A 19,676-nucleotide genomic window follows, 5' to 3' on the forward strand; every position below is an offset into this window, starting at 1 on the left:
TAATTTGAAGTTGTTTTGGTCATTTCAAGGTTAAAAATCCTTATTTTCCCTAATAAAATAGGCTATTCTCCCTAAGTAAATTTTTAAAGATTTTTTTAGAAAAAAATAAGTTAAAAAGCCTACCTTTCAGTAGACTTAATAATGATCTTTAAAGGATAAGAAAGCGACGCTATCTGCATCCATCATGTAAATCAAGCAATTTTCTGCTTCAATACGACGTGACCAAGCTCCTTGGTAATCATACTTGAGCGGTTCTGGTTTACCAATTCCTGTAAAAGGGTCGCGTTGAATATCCTTGATTAGTTTATTGATTCTTTTCAATGTTTTCTTATCTTGGTTTTGCCAGTAGCAATAATCCGCCCAGGCATCTTCTGTAAACTTGAGTAGCATCCATCACTCCTCTATCACATGCACCTGAGTATGTCCTGCACGAACTTGGGACATTCCTCGCAAGACCTTGTCAGAAAGCTCCTTATTCTGAGCAATTCTCAAGGTTTCTTGAATACTATCCCACTCACTCTTTGAAAGAACTACAATGTCTTCATCAGGATTTTTATTAACTACTGTCAAAGGCTCAAACTCATCGTTTACCTTCTTCATATAGTCCTTTAAATGATTTCGGAATGTTGAGTAAAGAACTGCTTGCATAACCATACCTCGTTTTACCTCTATTCCATTATTATACACGAAAAGAAAAAATTGTCAGGAACTTGTACAAGATTTTTTCCTTTCTTTCTATTTATTCGAAAAAAACAAAAAAGCCTACCTCAAAGTAGACTCAGTTTGATTCGATTTTAATTGGCACTCGACCAAAATTCTGCTCTAAGAGATTGGGATTTCCTAGTTGGTAGACTTGATCTGCCTTTTGAGTCATAGCATCCCAGGGTTCTTTACCGATGCGACTAACTAGCTGGACTTGGTCTTTCAGAGATTTGAGATGTTGTCTGCCTTTTTCTGTAAAGCCAAAGACATGTATGCCTTCTGGTAAGTCGCTTTCTCTAGCCTGGACCAAGATATAGGTCAAAAGTCGTCGTACACGAGCCTTGGTGTATCGTTTGGTGGCAACTGCCTCTACCAACTCTTCCACAGACTGAGCTATCTTTATAGCATCCTTGATGCGCACCGCCATTTCTTGATTGACCTGATAAATGTTAGTTAGGTCAGGATTTGACAAAATTTGATAGCAGAGCAAGGGAAAATAGTTATCCCAGCTCACCTTACCAGCATTTTTAAAGATTTCAACCGAAGGCATAAAACGTTCTAAGAAATTTTGATCATTTTGATGTTGACGAAGAGCTGTCGCTGAGGCAAAGTCCACATCCTTGTCCACAGAATGATAACCTGCTCCCTGACGTTGAATTGGATGAAGTTTGATGTTGCGCCCCGCGACTGCCTTGGCATAGGCGAGAGCAAGAACATGATTGGGCGTATCACCAGAAAAATCAAGACCTGCAAACTCCTTCCACATAGCTTGGTTTTTCTGGGGATAAGAAAGAGAATCAGGTAAGTTTTCCATGAAAAGTTCCATCTCTTGACCACGTTCTGAGTATAGGGCAGTAATTTTCTGATAATCCAGAACTTCCTCTGTCCCAAAGGCTAAGGTATCAATTCCCAAACGAGCCAAGATAGCCACTGCACCTTGGCCGAAAAAATCCGCCGCTTGGACACTGACTAAAAAGGGCAATTCCACGACCAAATCCGCGCCATGTTCCAGCGCCATCTGCGCCCGTGTCCACTTATCCACGATAGCAGGCTCTCCACGCTGCATGAAATTCCCAGACATGGCAACGATTTTCAGTCCCTCTGCCTGTTCCAGCAGGTATTTATGTCCATTATGAAAGGGATTGAACTCCGCGATAATACCTGTAATGGTCATGGTAATCTCCTACTTCTGTGCGACGAAAAACCAACGGGTACTGGTTTCTGTTGGCTCCTTGTCTTCAAAGTCCGCAAAGAGTTTAAAGGATTTAAAGCCAGCCTGCTCCAGCAAAATATCATAGGTCAAGACCTCATAAGTACGCTCTTCATGGACTTCATCATGACGACTAAAGGAACCGTCTGTCTCCTTGACAAAGAAGGTCAGTTCATGCACGATAGAATGTGGTGCTGCATCCTCATAGGTATCCCAAAGCATGGCAAAATCTTCCGCATTTTCATGATAAGAATAACCTGGAAAGACCTCATCAGTCTGGTAGGTCGAATGCACATCAAAGATAAAGACACCATCTTCATTGAGGGCATTATAGACTTCTTTAAAGACATCCCCTACTTCCACTTCATCCTGCATATAGCAGATAGAATCGGAATAGCAGGTCACAAAGTCGTATTTACCTGCCTTGGACAAATCCAGCATATTACCTTCAATGAAATCAATCTTTTGCTTGGCTGAAGCCGCTCTCTTTTCGGCAATCTTCAACATATCCGCACTCAAATCAAGTCCAGTCACATCAAAACCAGCTTGCGAAAAGCGAACGGACTGGATCCCTGTCCCACAAGCCAATTCCAAAAGCTTCTTTCTGTCCTTGGTTTTAGACAAATGGCGTAGCGAAAAGTCCGTCCATTTGTCATATAAACTATCATCCATGACCGCATCATAGACCGCCGCAAAAGTTTCATAAGTTGCCATAATCATGATACCAAGAGCGTCCATGGCAAACACCACTCGCCCTTTACCTTTCAATCAATTTTTCTAAAATAAGCAAATAAAACCCAGTTGACTGCAACTGAGTTCAATTGTAACGCTATAGTCTTTTCGTTTGCTTTTAGTACTAGGAAACGAATTGCAGGCATAACTAGAGTTTGCTCAATCAGTCTGGGAGACTGATTGAGGTTATAAATCAGACAAGCTTAGCTTGTTTCTCGTTTCGAGTTAACGCCGTAATAAAAGATAAAGGAAAAGACTATAGAGTTTCTGATAAATCTACAGAATTAGCCTCATGCCATAGCTTTTCGAGGTTATAGTGGGCACGCATTTCTTCTGAGAAGATATGCACAACGACACTGCCGAGGTCTAGCAAGACCCAGCCTCCAGCTGCATCACCTTCGACATGGCTGCCTTTAAAGCCTGCTTCAGCAACTTTTTCACGGATATTGTCAGCGATAGCATCCAACTGACGGCTATTCATTGAGCTAGTGATAACAAAGTAGTCTGTCACGCTGGTCAAATCTTGTACGTCAAGTGCGAGGATATCCTCCGCGCGTTTCTCATCAGCCGCTTTCACGACTAGTTCTAGTAATTCTTTTTCTTTCATTTAATCCTCTTTCTAGAAAATATGTTTGTAATCTAGGACATCTGCAAAGCGCCCCTCCCAAATGCCCTCATAAAATTCATTTATCGTTTCTGCTGGAATGTCATCGCCATCAAACGTTGTGCAAGTTCCTTCTGGAATAATAAGCTGATAGCCATATTCAAAGGCAACCTTGACAGAGGTATCCACACAATATTCTGTCTGCATACCACATAAAACTAATTTTTCAATCCCCTGTTTATCCAAGTATTCTTTTAAACCAGTTTCTTTGAAAATACTGTTATACTTCTTCTGAAAGACCTTTTCATTAGGTTTTCGACTTAAAAGCTCAGATAACTGCCAATCTTCTGATGTTTGAGCTTCAGAGTTCTCAATATGTTGAACATAAATAATTTCGATATTCTTGCTTCTAGCCTGGTTTTGTAAATAAGAAATTTTTTCCAATAGACTTTTTGTCTGAAACCCAGTTTCCACTAAAATATTCTGAACATCAATGATTATAAAAGCCGTCTTCATTTAGTCCTCTTTCAAATAGTGCACATAGGCGTTATAGGTTCCAAGGGTTTGGGGATAGATGGGGAATCCCTGGTGAGCCAAATGCTCCACTGTGTGAGCTGTCTCGTAGGCCACCGCCTTATTAAGTGACAAACTTGCAATCTCACGCGCCACATCCACTCCTGGAAAGGTACGATTGTGCTCGATGTAGTCTGCGACGTAGATGACCTTATCTAGGTCCGTCATCTGGTCAGCCCCAACTGTATGGATTTCAATGGCTCGCAGGATTTCTGAATCATGCAAATCCAAATCTTCCTGAATCTTGTAGATGCCAACCATGCCATGCCAGACATTATTGCCCCAGTTTTTGAGGTCAGGGTCTAGCTGATAACGATCAATCAAATCCAGAAATTCCTGATCTGACAGCTTTTTAGCATAGTCATGAAGAAGGCCTGCTAGACCTGCTTTCTCAACATCGACTCCAAAGCGCTGAGCCAGTTCTATGGCTGCACGCTCCACACCCAAGCAATGGGTTAAGCGTTTTTCAGGTAGAAGCTCTGCCATTTTTTCCAACAAAGCCTCACGGGAGCAGTTGATATAGTCTTGATAGGCCATCAGTAGAGCCCCTCCTTCTCGATGTAGTCTAGCACAGGCTGAGGTAGGAGAAAGTTGGGTTTCCGACCTTGAGCAAGGAAGTCACGCACCATGCTGGATGAGATATCCATGAGAGGCACATCCACCCAGATAACTGGATAGGAAGTTCCTGCCTTGTATCGTGGTCGCTGAACTCCTACAAACTGAACGAGGTCGACCAGTTCATCAATTCTATACCAATTGGGTAAATAGTCTACCATGTCAGCACCGATGATAAAGTAATAATCTGTATCTGGATTCTTCTCTGTCAGAATCTTCATGGTGTCGTAGGTGTAAGAAATACCCTTACGTTCTAGCTCAATAGTCTCAATAGCTAGACCCTCGATTCCATCAATCGCCAATTCTAACATCTTGAGGCGATGGTGTTCAGGAATGGTTTCCTTTTTGTCTACGTGAGGTGGCTGGTATTCAGGCATGAGTAAAACTTGATCCAATCCCAACTGTTGACGAACTTGATCTGCAACAATCAGATGAGCATTATGAACGGGATTAAAATTTCCACCCAAAATACCGACTTGTTTGCGTTTTTTATCCTTGATTTCTGGCTCTAACTCCACTTTTGTAAAGGGAGTTAATAATTCAATTGCCATAGGTTAATCTCCTTTACTCTTCTGTAAAAACAGCTTTTGGGAGTATCGTTCTTAGCTTTCTTTAACTTTTTTAGAAATCTTGCGATTTTCTTTCTTGCTGGATTGTTTATACAAAATCAAGATGCGTCCGATTTTTTGGACTGTATCCACACCAATTTCTTCTTCCAAGATTTCAGCTACTTCGTGGATATTTTCATCTGTGTTTTGCAAGAGAGTAACCTTGATCAATTCACGCGCGTCAAGTGCTTGGCGAACGCTGGTTTTGATTTGGTCGTTGAGACCGTTTTTCCCGATTTGGATGATGGGTTTGAGGGTGTGTGCCTGGCTGTTGAGGAAGGCACGTTGTTTCGATGTTAATGACATAATCTTTCTTCCTTTTTTGATAGTTATTTTAGGTGGTGAGGGACGGTCGGAACTAATTTTTCAATGATTTCATCTTTGAAAAATGGATTTCCTGACCTCACAATTGAGCCTAGGTCTCAATTGTGCCCCTTGCCAATCTAAAGATTGGCAATCACACCACGGCAATAACTATCTTTTTATGAGCTCACTTTGTTCGCTCGGTGATTTTATTTTAAATAATTGCTTTTCTTGTGACGACGGCGACGCCTTCTGGGGCCCAGACGGCTACTTTGGCCGTGCCTGTCACACGTATCCAACCTAGTCCTGAGATAACTAGGTCAGTCTTATCCTTGATGTTAAATACATGTTGGACTAGTTTTGGAAAATCTTCTTTTTCCTTGCTATTTGGTGGTGCAAGAAGAGTTCCTAGGTGCTTGTCGTAAAAGGCACTAGCTCCCTCTAGCTTGGTACGATGAAGTTTGAGTTCATTGTCAAAGAAGGCTGTAAAACCTTGCTTTTCTCCTGCAATAAAGTCAAAGCGTCCCAATCCACCTAAAAATAGGGTTTGTTCAGGGTTTAGCTGATAGGTTTTTGGTTTGATTTCCTTTTTAGGGCTGACATACTTGAGGTTTTTAGCAGTCAAGTAGTGGGCCATCTGGTGACGGTGGATAATCCCCGGCGTATCGTAGATATAAGAACCATCATCGAGTGGAATTTCAATCTTATCCAAGGTTGTTCCTGGGAAGCGTGAAGTTGTGATGACGTTCTGGTCACCTGTAATTTCTTGGATAATGGCGTTGATAAGGGTTGATTTCCCGACATTGGTCACCCCAACAACATAGACATCACGTCCCTTACGGTAGTGCTCGATCTTGTCAATGACTTCCTTAATGGCATGCTTGTTTTGTGCTGAAGTCAAGACGACATCAACAGGACGCAAGCCTTCCTCGTGAGCACGCTCCATCAGCCACTGGCTAATCTTACCTGGTTTAACTGACTTAGGTAGGATATCTTTTTTATTTCCGACTAAGAGCACATCATTGCCCGATACAAAACGTGGCAAACCTGGGATGACAGAACCATTAAAGTCAAAGATATCAATGACATTAACTACCAAGGCATCACTGTCCCCCACCTCGTGCAGAAGTTTGAGGAAATCATCATCCGTTAACTGAACATCAGTGATTTCATTGTAGTGACGAAGACGAAAACAGCGTTGACAATAGACTTCACCTGCCTCCAAACCTTTTTCGAGTGCCGACTGGGGGGTGAAACCAAGCCCAGTCTTATCTGTAGTCTGAATAGTTGCTCCACAACCAATACAGAGAATTTCTTCCATAATTAGATTCCTTTTTTATATGTAATCGGTCCGTATTTTTCAGCGATTTTTCTCATCACACGACGCTCACGCGCTCGGTTAATCTGAGTCTTAATAGAGTCGTGTTGAACCAAGGGTTTGACCAAAATCGAGCGAATGCCTGCACGGTGAGCTGCTCGAATATCCGTCATGAGCTGGTCGCCAACCATGACCACTTGGTCTTTTTCATAGTGGAAATGTTTCATGGCACGGTTAATTCCTAAAGTAAAGGGCTTCAGTGCCCAGTAAACATAGTCAATATCAAATTTTTCAACTGCTCGTTTGACACGTTTTGGAGTATTGTTAGATACCACAATGATACGTATCCCAGCATCGCGCAGATCATGTAACCATTGCTTCATCTCTACTGTTCCATCTGGATTATTCCAAGCAATCAGGGTATTGTCCAAATCCACCAAAACAGCTTTGATCCCTTGGTTTTTCAGGCTTTGGACTGTCAAATCATAAACTGCTTCTACAGCAAAGTCTGGCATGTAGTTTTCAATCACCATTTTGGCTCCTTTTCTTTTATTTTCTAGTAATTTTCTTCAGCCATTGAGATAAGGCTGCCCATAAAATCAAGCTAGCCATTAAGATATAAATCCAAGCATTTGGCTCTTCTGTAAATGGTAGAGGAACATTCATTCCGAAGAAACCTGTAATAACCGCAAGTACTGCTAGTAAGACGGAGATAATAGTCAAAATTGACAAACTATCATTCAAGTTATTGTTTAGGATGTTGTTGTAAGAAGCTGAGAGTTGTTGCAAGACTTGAGAAATCAAGTCTGTCATAGACACCAACTGATGGGCTTCAATCATGGCATCATCAAACTGCTCTCGTTCGACATCATTAAATCTCCGATAAAGAGCATGGCCCTGGATATGTTCCAAGAGGAGTCTATTTTGTTTTGCCGCTGCTGTCAAGTAAACCATACCTGTCTCCAAGTCAGAGAGGGCGAAGAGATTTTTCTTTGTTGTAGTTTGACGTAGCAAGGCACTAATTTCGTCCTTACTTTTATCCATCTCTTCAATGACAGGATAATAAGCGTTACTGATAATCTCTAAACCAGCAAAGAGAAACTTGTAAATAGAAAGCGACTCATGGCTATCCAGATAAGCTAACATCTGATCAATGACATAAGCATTCTTATGGTTGCTGATGGTAATCATTCGTTTGTTTTCAACGATAAAGGTCATGGGAATCGCTTCATAGTAATCCTTGTCCTTTTCTAAATCCAGAACATTGTAGATAAAGGTCACAGTCCCATTCTCACGGTTATAATCCATATGGGCACGTTCATTTTTATCCAGCGCATATTCGATGGTTTCCTTATCCAATCCGTAGATTTCAGATAAATCTTCAAGATTTTTAATTTTTTCTACATCTAGATTGATCCAAACACAATCATTTCCTAATTGCTCATCTAAAAACATCGTTTCTCCTTTACTAAACTCTTTCTATTGTACCATAAATCAAGTAAAATTTCAGTTCTCTTCTTTTCTTGAAAAATTACTCACAACGGTAATATTGCGGTTAGGAACAAAGTGAAGGGCTTGGTCATCACTTCTCAGTTGAGTCGTTCGAATTCCAACACTAACGACTTTTCCTGATACAGTAATAGGCCCATTGGTCAAAACAACTTCATCTCCTACATCCAACTGGCGCTCAAAGAGAATAAAGAAGCCATTGATGACATCTGATAGAAAACCTTGTGCTCCCATACCGATAGCCACCCCAGCAATCCCCGCACCTGCAAGCAAGCTAGAAACAGGTAAGCCTAAAATAGACAAGATACAGTAAATCAAGAAGAAATAAAGTGTGTAGTTGAAAATATTCTCAAGCAAACGAGAAATCGTCTTTTGTCTACCTGCATCTCGATTTGAAAACTTAAGTGACGGTTTAACAATCTTTCCTACAGCAACATGGAGGAACTTTTTAGCTATATAAAATAGAAGGATAAGAAGTAGAAGAGAAATCACCTTGGTCAAGAGATTTTCTAAAACAGTTGTTAGATCTAATTTATCCAGATAACGTTGAAAAAATTCTTGCATATAAAACTCCTTTTCTATTCATTATACCATAAATCCTTCCTCGCCATCCTTTTCATAAATATTCATTTATTCTAATAAAATCTATAAGACACTTGCTTTTCAAGTATATTTATACTATAATCATAAACAATACACAAAAAGGAGACCTTTATGAAAAGAATTATTCGTGCTTGGAACAAAACAAATCTGATCAAACGGATCGGAATCGGAATGACCTTGGGAGCTATTCTAGGTCTACTCGTTCCTAATCTAACTGGCATTGGTTTATTGGGAGATTTATTTGTAGGAGGACTAAAGGCCATCGCCCCTGTCCTGGTTTTTGCTTTAGTCGCTAACGCCCTTTCCCAACACCAGAAAGGTCAAGATAGCAATATGAAAAAAGTCATTTTCCTCTATTTGCTTGGGACCTTTGCTGCGGCTCTTGTAGCAGTTTTGGCTAGCTTTCTCTTCCCTGTTCAGATGGTCTTGAGTAGTGCTAGTACAGAAGTTACTCCTCCAGACGGCATCGGACAAGTACTCAGTAATCTCCTACTAAAAATAGTAGACAATCCTGTCAATGCCATCATCGAAGCTAACTATATCGGAATTCTCTCTTGGGCTATCGTCTTTGGAGTTGCCATGCGAGAAGCTAGCAAAAATAGCAAGGAGCTACTCAAAACAATGGCCAGTGTGACTTCAAAAATCGTCGAATGGATCATTAACCTTGCGCCATTTGGTATCCTCGGGTTAGTCTTCGAAACCATCTCTGGTCAAGGTATTGCGAGTTTAGCAAATTACGGAATCTTACTCGGACTTTTGATTGCCACTATGGTTTTCGTTGCCCTAGTGATCAATCCTCTGATTGCTTTTCTCTTTATCAAGAAAAATCCTTATCCACTTGTTTGGAAATGTTTGCGTATCAGCGGAGTCACAGCCTTTTTCACCCGAAGCTCAGCTGCAAATATCCCTGTTAATATGAAACTCTGTGAGGATCTAGGTCTTAATCCAGATACCTATTCTGTCTCTATCCCACTTGGATCAACTATCAATATGGCTGGAGCTGCTGTTACCATCAACATCTTAACCCTAGCTGCTGTCAATACCCTTGGAATCTCAGTTGATTTTGCAACAGCCTTTGTACTCAGTATCGTTGCAGCCATCTCTGCCTGCGGTGCTTCAGGAATTGCCGGAGGTTCTCTCCTACTTATCCCGGTTGCTTGCAGTCTCTTTGGAATTACCAATGATATTGCTATGCAGGTTGTGGGTGTCGGATTTGTCATCGGTGTTATTCAAGACTCTTGCGAAACAGCCCTCAACTCCTCAACAGATGTCCTCTTTACAGCAGTAGCCGAATTTTCCTCTGCTCGCAATAAATAATCAAGACAAGCCTATTTAGGGCTTGTTTTGTCTGGTTTCTATCATTCATTTTAGGAAATGTCTCATGTCTATCACTCAACGTACTTTTAAACTCGTTCTGGCAACCTGTTTAGCCTGTGTTCTAGCCTACTTTCTGGATTTATCTTCAGCAGTATCCGCTGGTATCATTGCCCTATTGAGCTTATCGGATACCCGTCGAAGCACCATTAAGCTGGCTCGCAATCGTTTATTTTCAACCCTTCTTGCTCTTTTCATTGGTGTCCTTTCCTTTCATCTGACTGGCTATCACATCTGGAGTTTTGGTCTCTATTTGGCCCTCTATGTCCCTCTGGCCTATAAACTGGGCTGGGAGATTGGCATTACCCCGAGTAGTGTCCTAGTCAGTCATCTCTTGGTTCAGAAGTCTACATCACCAGATCTGCTAGTGAATGAGCTCCTCCTATTTCTGATCGGTACGGGATTTGCCTTGACTGTCAATCTTTACATGCCTTCTCGGCAAGAAGAGATCCATCTCTATCATCTCAAGGTGGAAGAAAAACTCAAACACATTTTACAACGTTTTGAATATTATCTTGGAAAGGGCGATGGTCGTAACCGTGCCCAACTCGTTGAAGAACTGGATCATCTTCTTGAAGAAGCTCTCAAACTGGTCTATCTTGATCACTCTGACCACCTCTTTCATCAGACCGACTATCATATCCACTATTTCGAAATGAGACAGAGACAGAGTCGCATTCTTCGTAATATGGCTCAACAAATCAATACCTGTAATCTAGCCGCAAGCGAAAGCCTAATCCTTGCCCAGCTATTCGCTAAAATTGCGGATCAACTCAGTCAGACCAATCCTGCCAACGATTTATTAAATGATATTGAAAGCTACCTGCAGGTATTTCGCAATCGTAACCTCCCTAAAACAAGGGAAGAATTTGAAACGCGCGCAACCTTACTTCAACTCCTACGCGAATTGGAAAACTTTATTCAACTGAAAGTTGACTTCTATCAACGCTATTCTGAAGAAAAAAGCAATCTATCATCATAAACAAAACACCTTTTGAACTGCGAGAACTTGCAATTCAAAAGGTGTTTTTCTGTCTCGAACCTAGCTAACTAGTTAATCTTACCGAGTAGCAAAATTGCTATGAACTCCTAATGATAGACTTATCTTTCCCTTAAGAAGTATAGATGGAATTTCTAAACTCATTTGATTCCTTGAGATATGCTTTGTATATAGCTTTTTTCAACTTCTGAACAGGAGTTTCAATGAAACGGTATTGTTTTTGACTGATATTTCCTGCTTTAATCTGAGCAAGCTCTTCTTCTACCGCTACTTCCATCAATTGCTTCATTCGTTCAGGACTAGAAATCACTTCCTGCTTACCTTTGTAGTCAATGGTAATCGGTTTTAACTTACTGATATTCGCAATCCGTTCATCCATTTGTTCCTTCTTGAATTGAGCATAGGTCTTACCAGCTAAGATCTTTTCAAAGATGTATTGGTCTGACAAGGGACGATTCTCTTTTTCTGCATCTTGCTTGTACTGATTAGAGACATAAGGAACGAAACCTTCGTAATAGCCAAGACCTGCCATGAGTTCAAAGGCTTGCTTCCTAAAGCTGATATCCCCACTCATTCCCTTATCATTTTCGTTGACACCATAAATCGTATCAAACATATCAACGGTATAATATCCATTGGCATCTACTTTCCCTGTAGCCGTGAATCCTTTAATGATATAGCGATTTACCACGATGTGATTGTCAATCAAACTATGAATATCGCCCAGCTTGCTAGCATCTGCCTCTGTTAAAGCCTTGATTTCCTCGCTCTGGTGGCTCGGTTTGACAGATGGATTTGGATAAGAAACAGGAGTTCTTGAACCACTTGTCGCACTCGGCAAGAGTTGCTTGAAGTATACTGCCTTATCCGCAGCTGACATTCCTCGACTTGCCTCAGCTTCTAGATAATCTAAAGTATAGAGAACATCGAAACTACCGTGCATATATTCTTTCAAATCTGTGGCTGATTTAAAGCGCTCTGGCGTCTTGTTGTAGAAGCTGTCTTTGTCACTCTCGTCATAAACAAAGTTCAAGTTAAAGTAGCTATCTGTTTCTGGAGTGTAGGAGTTTTCAAAGATTCCACGTGCATAGAATTCTGCCCCTGTACCATCTCGTCGACCATAATTATTAAAGAGGACTGTGCGATCCAACAAGTGAGTCATTTCATGAGAATAGGTCGCTGACCCTCGATCGTCCAAGACCCTATCAATAAAGTAACGCACACCAGCACCATTTGCCTCAGCACCAACTGATTGGGACGGAGAATACATGCCTAGAGGAGACATGAAGTCCTTGACTCCCTTATCCGCCTCTGAACCAAACTCCTTAGACCAGGTTTCCTTGATGCCTGCATTTTGCTTGCTAGTATACTTTTTCATAGTATCCACAATCAAACGGTTGGTTACTAGTTTTGATTGATTGTCTTTTTTAGTGATTCTATAAAGCGTATCAACATAAGCAGCCTGACGCTCAGCTGTCAATTCAACCAAAGCCTTCACTTTTTCCAATTCAGCCTTATATTGAGTAGGATTGCTCTGAGCCAGTGAGCTATCCATATAAGTTCCGATATTCCCGTAAGAAACGGTTGCCATATTTGTAATGGCATAAATACTTGGTTCCTTGATGTTTACTAAACCTAGAAGAGTAGCCATGTTATATTGTTTGCGATTATCAATCTGTTGAGGTTCTGCCCCGTACTTGGCAGGATCAGAGGTCAACTTCGTGTAGAGACTAACATTTTCATCTGTTTTTTCTTTAGATTTTTTCTCAACAACGATGGCTTTTGTAGCATCCTTCAACCAAGTATCGCCATCCATGTTTGTAAAGGTTGTTCGGTTATAGTCAAGGAAGTCTAATAGGCTTGACTTATCTGTTACTTTTCCAAAGTATTTTTCAAATGTTCGTGGACTATTGACCAGCTTCATCTCATCATAGCTCATTGAACCTAGAGATGTTAGCCATTCTAATGACGTCACCTTCTTACCAAAAGAGCTTGGATTGTAGGCAAGAATATCACGGATGTTGGTCTTGCCAAAATCAATATTGTAGAAACGATTGATATAGGTTAGTCCTAAGAGTATTTTTTCCTTATTAGCTTCTAAATCTGCCTGAACCTTAGATCTGGTTTCAGCTGTATTTCCGAGCACACTCAAACTATGAGCTACAACTTTTTTAAGGTCTATATCTAGGGTCTTTTTCGTTTCTTCAAGTGTGTCTTTAATAGATAATCTCTCTAGATATTCTTTGCGAAGGACTTCTTGAACCTCTTCATCTGAAATAGTAGGATTTGTCTTTTTGAGTTCAATTTTCTTACTAATCACATCTCGCCCCAAAATATTTGGTCTGAGGGCATTTGTCACATAAGCATTGGAAAGCAGGTCCACAGACTTCATTCCTTGGCTAGCTGGTCTTACATCAATGGCATTTTCTAACTCCGTATTCACTGGAAGAAGATGAGGTTTGGTTTCTTTGCTTCCCACCAAGATGATCTTTGGCTTCATTGCTTTTGTCACAGCACTTGTTTCCGTGTGTGATAGCAATTCACCTGTTTGAGAATTTACTTCATAAACTCTGGTAGTGGTGGTCTCGCCAGGCTCACCCTGGCTTTCTACTTTTTCAAGATCCTTATCAAGTGTTGGATCCTGACGACGTTCCTCCTTGATTGGAATTGGTGTCAAGACGGTTTCGATATTTCCGACTTTCATAACTTTATCAATCGGAGCTGTTACTTCTTTTTGGTGTTCTCTTTCTGTAACCTGACCTGTCTGAGCATCTACTTGGTAGGTGGTAGTCGTTTTTTCGATTCCTTCCTTACCTGAAATAGCAACTTTTTCTGTTTGATAAGGAAGTGTCGGGTCTGCTTCATAAACCGTATTATTTGCGATGACCCTTGTTTCTACACTTGGTTTGGTCCCAACTAGAACAACCTCATCTACCTTTTCCACCAGAGTTTTTGATGTACTAGCCTCTGTAATCTGACCACTGGTTTGATCTCTTGTATATCGTGTAGTGGTTTCTGCTTTTCCATTGACCCCATGTGTTTTCGTCTTTCTAGAACCGACCTCTTGGCTATCATCTGCTTGATAGATTGTTTTATATGGGATTGTTTGGGTGTCAACTTTTGGTTGTGGAACTGGCGCCGACTCTACCTTAGTACCTACTGCTATGATTTCGGAAATTGGCTCCAAAGTCACAGTATTGGATTTGACTTGGCGGACTTCTTTGCCAGCCACAGTCGTCACTTCCGTTAAAATAGTACGCTCACCGGCTACGCCTGATCGGATAAGGCGGGTTTCACCCTTAAGCAAGTCTGGATCGTCCTGATGAATAGTGTCATAGGCAATGGCTTCTGTCGTAACTTCAAGCTCCGGCTTCTCCTCGACCAAGCTCGGAGCACCTTCACTTGGAATTGAAGTGGATTCTACCTTAGTGCCTACTGCCATGATTTCGGTAACTGGTTCTAAGGTTACAGTATTGGATTTGACCTGGCGGTCCTCCTTGCCATCGACAGTTGTAACCTCGGTTAAAATAGTACGCTCACCTGCTACTCCTGCTCTGATGACACGGGTTTGACCCTTAAACAAGTCTGGATCTTCCTGATGGATAGTGTCATAGGCAATGGCTTCTGTCGTAACTTCAAGCTCTGGCTTCTCTTGGACCAAACTCAGAGTACCTTCACTTGGAGTTGAAGTGGATTCTACCTTAGTGCCTACTGCTATGATTTCAGTAACTGGCGCCAAGGTTACAGTGTTGGATTTGACTTGGCGGTCTTCCTTGCCATCTACAGTCGTCACTTCCGTTAAGATCGTGCGCTCGCCTGAGACTCCCGCTCGAAGGACGCGGGTTTGACCCTTAAGCAAGTCCGGATCTTCCTGATGAATAGTATCGTAAGCAACGGTTTCTGTCGCAACTTCAAGCTCTGGCTTCACTTGGACCAAGCTTGGAGTACCTTCACTTGGAATTGAAGTGGATTCTACCTTAGTGCCTACTGCTATGATTTCTGAAATTGGCTCCAAAGTCACAGTATTGGATTTAACTTGGCGGTCTTCCTTGCCATCCACAGTCGTGACCTCGGTTAAAATAGTGCGCTCACCTGCTACGCCTGCTTGAATGACACGAGTTTCACCCTTAAGCAAGTCTGGATCTTCCTGATGAAGAGTGTCATAAGCAACGGCTTCTGTCGTTACTTCAAGCTCTGGTTTCACCTCGACCAAGCTTGGTGTACCTTCGCTTGGAATTGAAGTGGATTCTACCTTAGTGCCTACTGCTATGATTTCGGAAACTGGCTCTAAAGTTACAGTATTGGATTTGACCTGGCGGTCTTCCTTACCATCTACAGTCGTCACCTCGGTTAAAATAGTACGCTCGCCTGTAACACCTGCTCTGATGACTCGGGTTTGACCCTTGAGTAAGTCTGGATCGTCTTGATGAATAGTATCATAAGCAACGGCTTCTGTCGTTACTTCAAGCTCTGGTTTCACCTCGACCAAGCTTGGTGTACCTTCGCTTGGAATTGAAGTGGATTCTACCTTAGTGCCTACTGCGATGATTTCGGTAACTGGCGCCAAGGTTACAGTGTTGGATTTGACTTGGCGGTCTTCCTTGCCATCTACAGTCGTAACCTCGGTTAAAATAGTACGCTCACCTGCTACTCCTGCTCTGATGACACGGGTTTGACCCTTAAGTAAGTTCGGAGCATCCTGATAAACAGTATCATAAGCAATGGCTTCTGTCGTTACTTCAAGCTCTGGCTTCACCTCGACCAAGCTCGGAGTACTTTCGCTTGGAGTTGAAGTGGATTCTACCTTAGTGCCTACTGCTATGATTTCTGAAATTGGTTCCACAGTTACAGTGTTGGATTTGACTTGGCGGTCTTCCTTGCCATCTACAGTCGTCACTTCTGTTAAGATAGTGCGCTCACCTGCAACACCTGCTCGGATAAGGCGAGTTTGACCCTTAAGTAGGTCTGGATCGTCCTGATAAACAGTATCATAGGCAACGACTTCTGTCGTAACTTCAAGCTCTGGCTTCACCTCGACCAAGCTCGGAGTACCTTCGCTTGGGGTTGAGGTGGATTCTACCTTATCTGCTTGTGGAGAATGAGGTTTTGTATGTTCATTTCTAGAAACTTCTCCATTTCCCCTTACAAAATAATAACCTGTAAATTCATACCCCTCGATCCTTTCTGGTCTAGGCAAAAATTCTCCTGCAACTGTTTTGACAAGAGCTGGACGAAGCTCTACTAAGTTCTCCAAGGCAGAAACTGATAGTGCAGTCCCACCTACAGCCAAAACTGTCACTAGAAAGAGAGAGGCTCCCTTTCTCTTTTTAATGAGAGTGAGTGAAACCAGCAAGATTCCTGTACCCAGCACAGGCAGAATGGCATTTGAAAACAAGCCAGTATCAGGTAACTTAGTAGCAGACTTACGGTAGACGAAGTAATAATCCTTACCTTCCTCCACTTGGATAGCATTCTCTTCAAACCAACGTAGTTCAGCCTTCAAAGATTCAGGCAAGTCTTTATCTTCCACATAGTGTGACACTAGCTGAGGAATTCTTTCCTCTGCAAGCACGGCATTTCCACCTGTGCCTACAAAAAACAAACTCGTTCCCAATAAGACGGAACAAGTTCCTACTGCATACTTTCTCAAAGAAAAGCGTTGTTTTGCTTTAAAATGATGTTGTTTCATGATAAACTCCAATTTCGTATCTATTCCTTATCACAGTATATCAAAAATAGTAAACGTCTACAAAGGATTTGAATAACAAAATTGCTATATTTAGCTTCTTTATCCAATTTTTAAAGAAAAGTATCCTTATTCTTTGTAAACATTCACAGTAAGAACGTAATTTCCTCCCAGAAGTTCTTCTATTATCTGCTACTTAATAAACATCTAGTGAATGAAAGTAGGAGGCCGATGAAGCTTAAAGAGCCTAAATTTCTAGATTCTACAAAGCAAAAACCACAAGTAAACTCAGTTTTACTGACTTCACTTGTGGTAGTTATGTTTTATCAAAATATTTACCGAATCCTAATAGAACTCCAAAGCCACATACCTATCTCTTTTTCACCGACATTAAAGATATATCTCGCAAACTAAAATACGTAAGGACCAGCATGGCTACTGTAATAAAGAATTCTGTTGGTAGCTGAAAGATTTGCAGGATGGACAACATGAGCAAAATCACGAGGGAAACGAGACCAAAAACAAGAATTACAATATTAACCGTTCCCTTGATACTTTGAGGTGTCGCAAATACATAGAGTAAGAGTAATAAAATCCCTATGATTAAATAGACCATTTTCTGCTCTTTCTAGCTCTTATTCAGCTGATTTTTTCTTTTTGTTTGCTTTCTCACGCTCTGCCTTGTTAAGGATTTGTTTACGCAAACGGATAGACTCAGGCGTTACTTCCATGTACTCATCGTCGTTCAAGAACTCAAGTGATTCTTCAAGAGTCAAGATACGAGGAGTCTTGATAACCGCTGTTTGGTCCTTAGTAGCGGAACGAACGTTGGTCATTTGTTTCGCTTTAGTGATATTAACTGTCAAGTCATTTTCACGAGAGTTTTCACCGATGATCATTCCTTCGTAAACCTCAGTACCTGGGTTGACAAAGATAGTACCGCGTTCTTCGATAGACATGATTGAGTAAGTTGTAGCCTTACCAGCATCGATAGAAACAAGGGCACCACGGTGACGACCACCAATTTCACCTGGAATCAAAGGCAAGTATTGGTCGAAGGTGTGGTTCATGATACCGTAACCACGAGTCATTGACAAGAACTCAGTTGAGTATCCAATCAAACCACGCGCAGGAACGAGGAAGACCAAACGAGTTTGACCATTACCAGTTGAGATCATATCCAACATTTCACCTTTACGTTCAGAAAGACTTTGGATAACGGATCCTTGGTATTCTTCAGGTGTGTCGATTTGCACGCGTTCAAATGGTTCACATTTGACGCCATCAATTTCTTTTACGATAACTTCTGGACGAGATACTTGAAGCTCATAGCCCTCACGACGCATTGTTTCGATAAGGATTGACAAGTGCAATTCCCCACGTCCTGATACAGTCCATTTATCTGGTGAGTCAGTTGGTTCAACACGAAGAGAAACGTCTGTTTGCAATTCTGCTTGAAGGCGCTCTTCAACCTTACGAGAAGTGACCCATTTACCTTCACGACCAGCAAATGGTGAGTTGTTGACCAAGAAGGTCATTTGAAGTGTTGGCTCATCGATGTGAAGAACTGGAAGAGCTTCAACTGCGTCTGTAGGAGTAATTGTTTCACCAACGAAGATATCTTCCATACCTGAAACGGCAATCAAGTCACCAGCTTTGGCTTCTTGAATTTCACGACGTTCCAAACCAAAGAAACCAAAGAGTTTTGTGACACGGAAGTTCTTAGTTGTACCATCCAATTTAGAAAGGGTTACTTGATCCCCAACCTTTACACTACCACGGAAGACACGTCCGATACCGATACGACCTACGAAGTCGTTGTAGTCCAAAAGTGACACTTGGAATTGAAGGGGCTCATCTGAGTTATCAACTGGAGCTGGAATGTGGTCGATAATAGTGTCAAAGATTGGCGCCATAGTCTTTTCTTGGTCTGCTGGATCATCTGACAATGAAGATGTTCCGTTGATAGCTGACGCATAAACAACTGGGAAGTCAAGTTGGTCATCATCCGCACCAAGCTCGATGAAAAGTTCCAAGACTTCATCCACTACTTCTGCTGGACGAGCTGATGGCTTATCAATTTTGTTAACCACAACGATAGGCACAAGGTCTTGTTCCAAGGCTTTTTTCAATACGAAACGAGTCTGTGGCATAGTTCCTTCGTAAGCATCTACGACCAAAACAACACCGTCAACCATTTTCATGATACGTTCAACTTCTCCACCGAAGTCCGCGTGTCCTGGTGTGTCCATGATGTTGATACGAGTTCCGTTGTAGGCAACTGCTGTATTTTTCGCAAGGATGGTGATTCCACGCTCTTTCTCAATATCGTTTGAGTCCATTGCACGCTCAGCTAACTCTGTACGCGCGTCAAGAGTTTCAGATTGTTTCAACAATTCGTCAACGAGGGTCGTTTTACCGTGGTCGACGTGGGCGATAATCGCGATATTACGGATATCTTCTCTTAATTTTGTCATGATTTCCTCTATTGTATTCAAAAATTTATTTTCTAACTGAACGATTATACCACAATTTTAAGCAAATGACTTAATTCAAGTAAGTGTAAATGTTTTCAAAAGATCATTATTCTTTATAAATTGAAATACAGTTGAAAAGGCATCTTAAAATAATGTACTAATGTTACGAAAACTAATACAGCTGATGGTTTTCCCATCGGACTTGGCTACTTTTTCTAGCTGGTCATTGACATAGTTGGTGCTATGACCGTTGGCATCTGTTTCTTTTGCCAAGCTACCTGTAGCGTCATAGGCATACTGAGTCACTCCACCTACACATTATCTTAAGTTAAACCTCACTATTTTGCTTACTATTTGAAAAT

The 19,676-nt window shown here is 41.5% G+C and carries 19 protein-coding genes; 2 read left to right on the plus strand and 17 right to left on the minus strand.

Features of this window, described 5'->3' with window-relative positions; translation table 11 throughout:
* Positions 1 to 135: 135 nt before the first annotated feature.
* From RQ973_RS01490 to RQ973_RS01550, 13 genes are all read right to left on the minus strand, one after another.
* Positions 136 to 390, minus strand: a complete 255-nt coding sequence (locus tag RQ973_RS01490) for a Txe/YoeB family addiction module toxin (protein ID WP_153225038.1) — start codon at positions 388 to 390, stop codon at positions 136 to 138.
* A 3-nt stretch (positions 391 to 393) separates the two neighbouring features.
* Complete coding sequence (locus RQ973_RS01495) at positions 394 to 648, minus strand: type II toxin-antitoxin system Phd/YefM family antitoxin (RefSeq protein WP_311522576.1); 255 nt, start codon at positions 646 to 648, stop codon at positions 394 to 396.
* Positions 649 to 778: 130 nt separating this feature from the next.
* Positions 779 to 1,876 (minus strand): nucleotidyltransferase, encoded by a 1,098-nt coding sequence (locus tag RQ973_RS01500; RefSeq protein WP_153225039.1) that lies wholly within the window; start codon positions 1,874 to 1,876, stop codon positions 779 to 781.
* 9 nt (positions 1,877 to 1,885) lie between these two features.
* Complete coding sequence (locus tag RQ973_RS01505) at positions 1,886 to 2,626, minus strand: class I SAM-dependent methyltransferase (protein WP_311522577.1); 741 nt, start codon at positions 2,624 to 2,626, stop codon at positions 1,886 to 1,888.
* 274 nt (positions 2,627 to 2,900) lie between these two features.
* Positions 2,901 to 3,251 carry a ribosome silencing factor gene (rsfS, locus tag RQ973_RS01510; RefSeq protein WP_153225040.1) on the minus strand — a complete coding sequence of 117 codons (351 nt, stop codon included), beginning with the start codon at positions 3,249 to 3,251 and terminating at the stop codon, positions 2,901 to 2,903.
* Between the two features lie 12 nt (positions 3,252 to 3,263).
* Positions 3,264 to 3,764: a cysteine hydrolase family protein gene (locus RQ973_RS01515; protein WP_016465503.1), complete on the minus strand. Its 501-nt coding sequence runs from the start codon at positions 3,762 to 3,764 to the stop codon at positions 3,264 to 3,266.
* Complete coding sequence (gene yqeK / locus RQ973_RS01520) at positions 3,765 to 4,358, minus strand: bis(5'-nucleosyl)-tetraphosphatase (symmetrical) YqeK (RefSeq protein ID WP_311518807.1); 594 nt, start codon at positions 4,356 to 4,358, stop codon at positions 3,765 to 3,767.
* A complete protein-coding gene (locus RQ973_RS01525) occupies positions 4,358 to 4,987 on the minus strand; it encodes a nicotinate-nucleotide adenylyltransferase (RefSeq protein ID WP_311522524.1) in 630 nt (209 codons plus the stop codon). Before RQ973_RS01525 ends, yqeK begins: the two co-directional genes overlap by 1 nt.
* A 51-nt stretch (positions 4,988 to 5,038) precedes the next feature.
* A complete protein-coding gene (gene yhbY / locus RQ973_RS01530) occupies positions 5,039 to 5,350 on the minus strand; it encodes a ribosome assembly RNA-binding protein YhbY (protein ID WP_311522525.1) in 312 nt (103 codons plus the stop codon).
* A 211-nt stretch (positions 5,351 to 5,561) separates the two neighbouring features.
* Positions 5,562 to 6,668 carry a ribosome biogenesis GTPase YqeH gene (gene yqeH / locus RQ973_RS01535; RefSeq protein ID WP_311522526.1) on the minus strand — a complete coding sequence of 369 codons (1,107 nt, stop codon included), beginning with the start codon at positions 6,666 to 6,668 and terminating at the stop codon, positions 5,562 to 5,564.
* A gap of 2 nt (positions 6,669 to 6,670) precedes the next feature.
* A complete protein-coding gene (locus tag RQ973_RS01540; protein ID WP_311522527.1) occupies positions 6,671 to 7,198 on the minus strand; it encodes a YqeG family HAD IIIA-type phosphatase in 528 nt (175 codons plus the stop codon).
* Positions 7,199 to 7,214: 16 nt separating this feature from the next.
* Complete coding sequence (locus tag RQ973_RS01545) at positions 7,215 to 8,120, minus strand: magnesium transporter CorA family protein (RefSeq protein WP_045590426.1); 906 nt, start codon at positions 8,118 to 8,120, stop codon at positions 7,215 to 7,217.
* Between the two features lie 51 nt (positions 8,121 to 8,171).
* Entirely contained in the window at positions 8,172 to 8,738 is a 567-nt protein-coding gene (locus tag RQ973_RS01550) for a mechanosensitive ion channel family protein (RefSeq protein ID WP_001154834.1), read from the minus strand.
* 150 nt (positions 8,739 to 8,888) lie between these two features.
* Here RQ973_RS01550 and sstT point away from each other — a divergent pair, with 150 nt between their 5' ends.
* The gene (gene sstT / locus RQ973_RS01555) at positions 8,889 to 10,094 is read left to right on the plus strand and encodes a serine/threonine transporter SstT (RefSeq protein WP_281335333.1); all 1,206 of its coding nucleotides are present in this window, start codon (positions 8,889 to 8,891) and stop codon (positions 10,092 to 10,094) included.
* A gap of 64 nt (positions 10,095 to 10,158) precedes the next feature.
* Positions 10,159 to 11,133: an aromatic acid exporter family protein gene (locus RQ973_RS01560; protein ID WP_311522528.1), complete on the plus strand. Its 975-nt coding sequence runs from the start codon at positions 10,159 to 10,161 to the stop codon at positions 11,131 to 11,133.
* 130 nt (positions 11,134 to 11,263) lie between these two features.
* On the opposite strand, the gene RQ973_RS01565 is transcribed toward RQ973_RS01560, so the two are convergent.
* The 4 genes from RQ973_RS01565 to RQ973_RS01580 form a co-directional block, all read right to left on the minus strand.
* On the minus strand, positions 11,264 to 16,840 hold the full coding sequence (locus RQ973_RS01565) for a G5 domain-containing protein (RefSeq protein WP_311522529.1): 5,577 nt from the start codon (positions 16,838 to 16,840) through the stop codon (positions 11,264 to 11,266).
* A gap of 367 nt (positions 16,841 to 17,207) precedes the next feature.
* Positions 17,208 to 17,453: a DUF3165 family protein gene (locus RQ973_RS01570; protein ID WP_311522530.1), complete on the minus strand. Its 246-nt coding sequence runs from the start codon at positions 17,451 to 17,453 to the stop codon at positions 17,208 to 17,210.
* 19 nt (positions 17,454 to 17,472) lie between these two features.
* Positions 17,473 to 19,314, minus strand: coding sequence for a translational GTPase TypA (gene typA / locus RQ973_RS01575; RefSeq protein ID WP_075231460.1), 1,842 nt, complete (start codon positions 19,312 to 19,314; stop codon positions 17,473 to 17,475).
* 144 nt (positions 19,315 to 19,458) lie between these two features.
* Positions 19,459 to 19,620 carry a hypothetical protein gene (locus tag RQ973_RS01580; protein ID WP_083301275.1) on the minus strand — a complete coding sequence of 54 codons (162 nt, stop codon included), beginning with the start codon at positions 19,618 to 19,620 and terminating at the stop codon, positions 19,459 to 19,461.
* Positions 19,621 to 19,676: the final 56 nt, after the last annotated feature.

Origin of the sequence: uncultured Streptococcus sp., from assembly GCF_963511325.1 — a bacterium.
Classification (GTDB): Bacteria; Bacillota; Bacilli; order Lactobacillales; family Streptococcaceae; genus Streptococcus.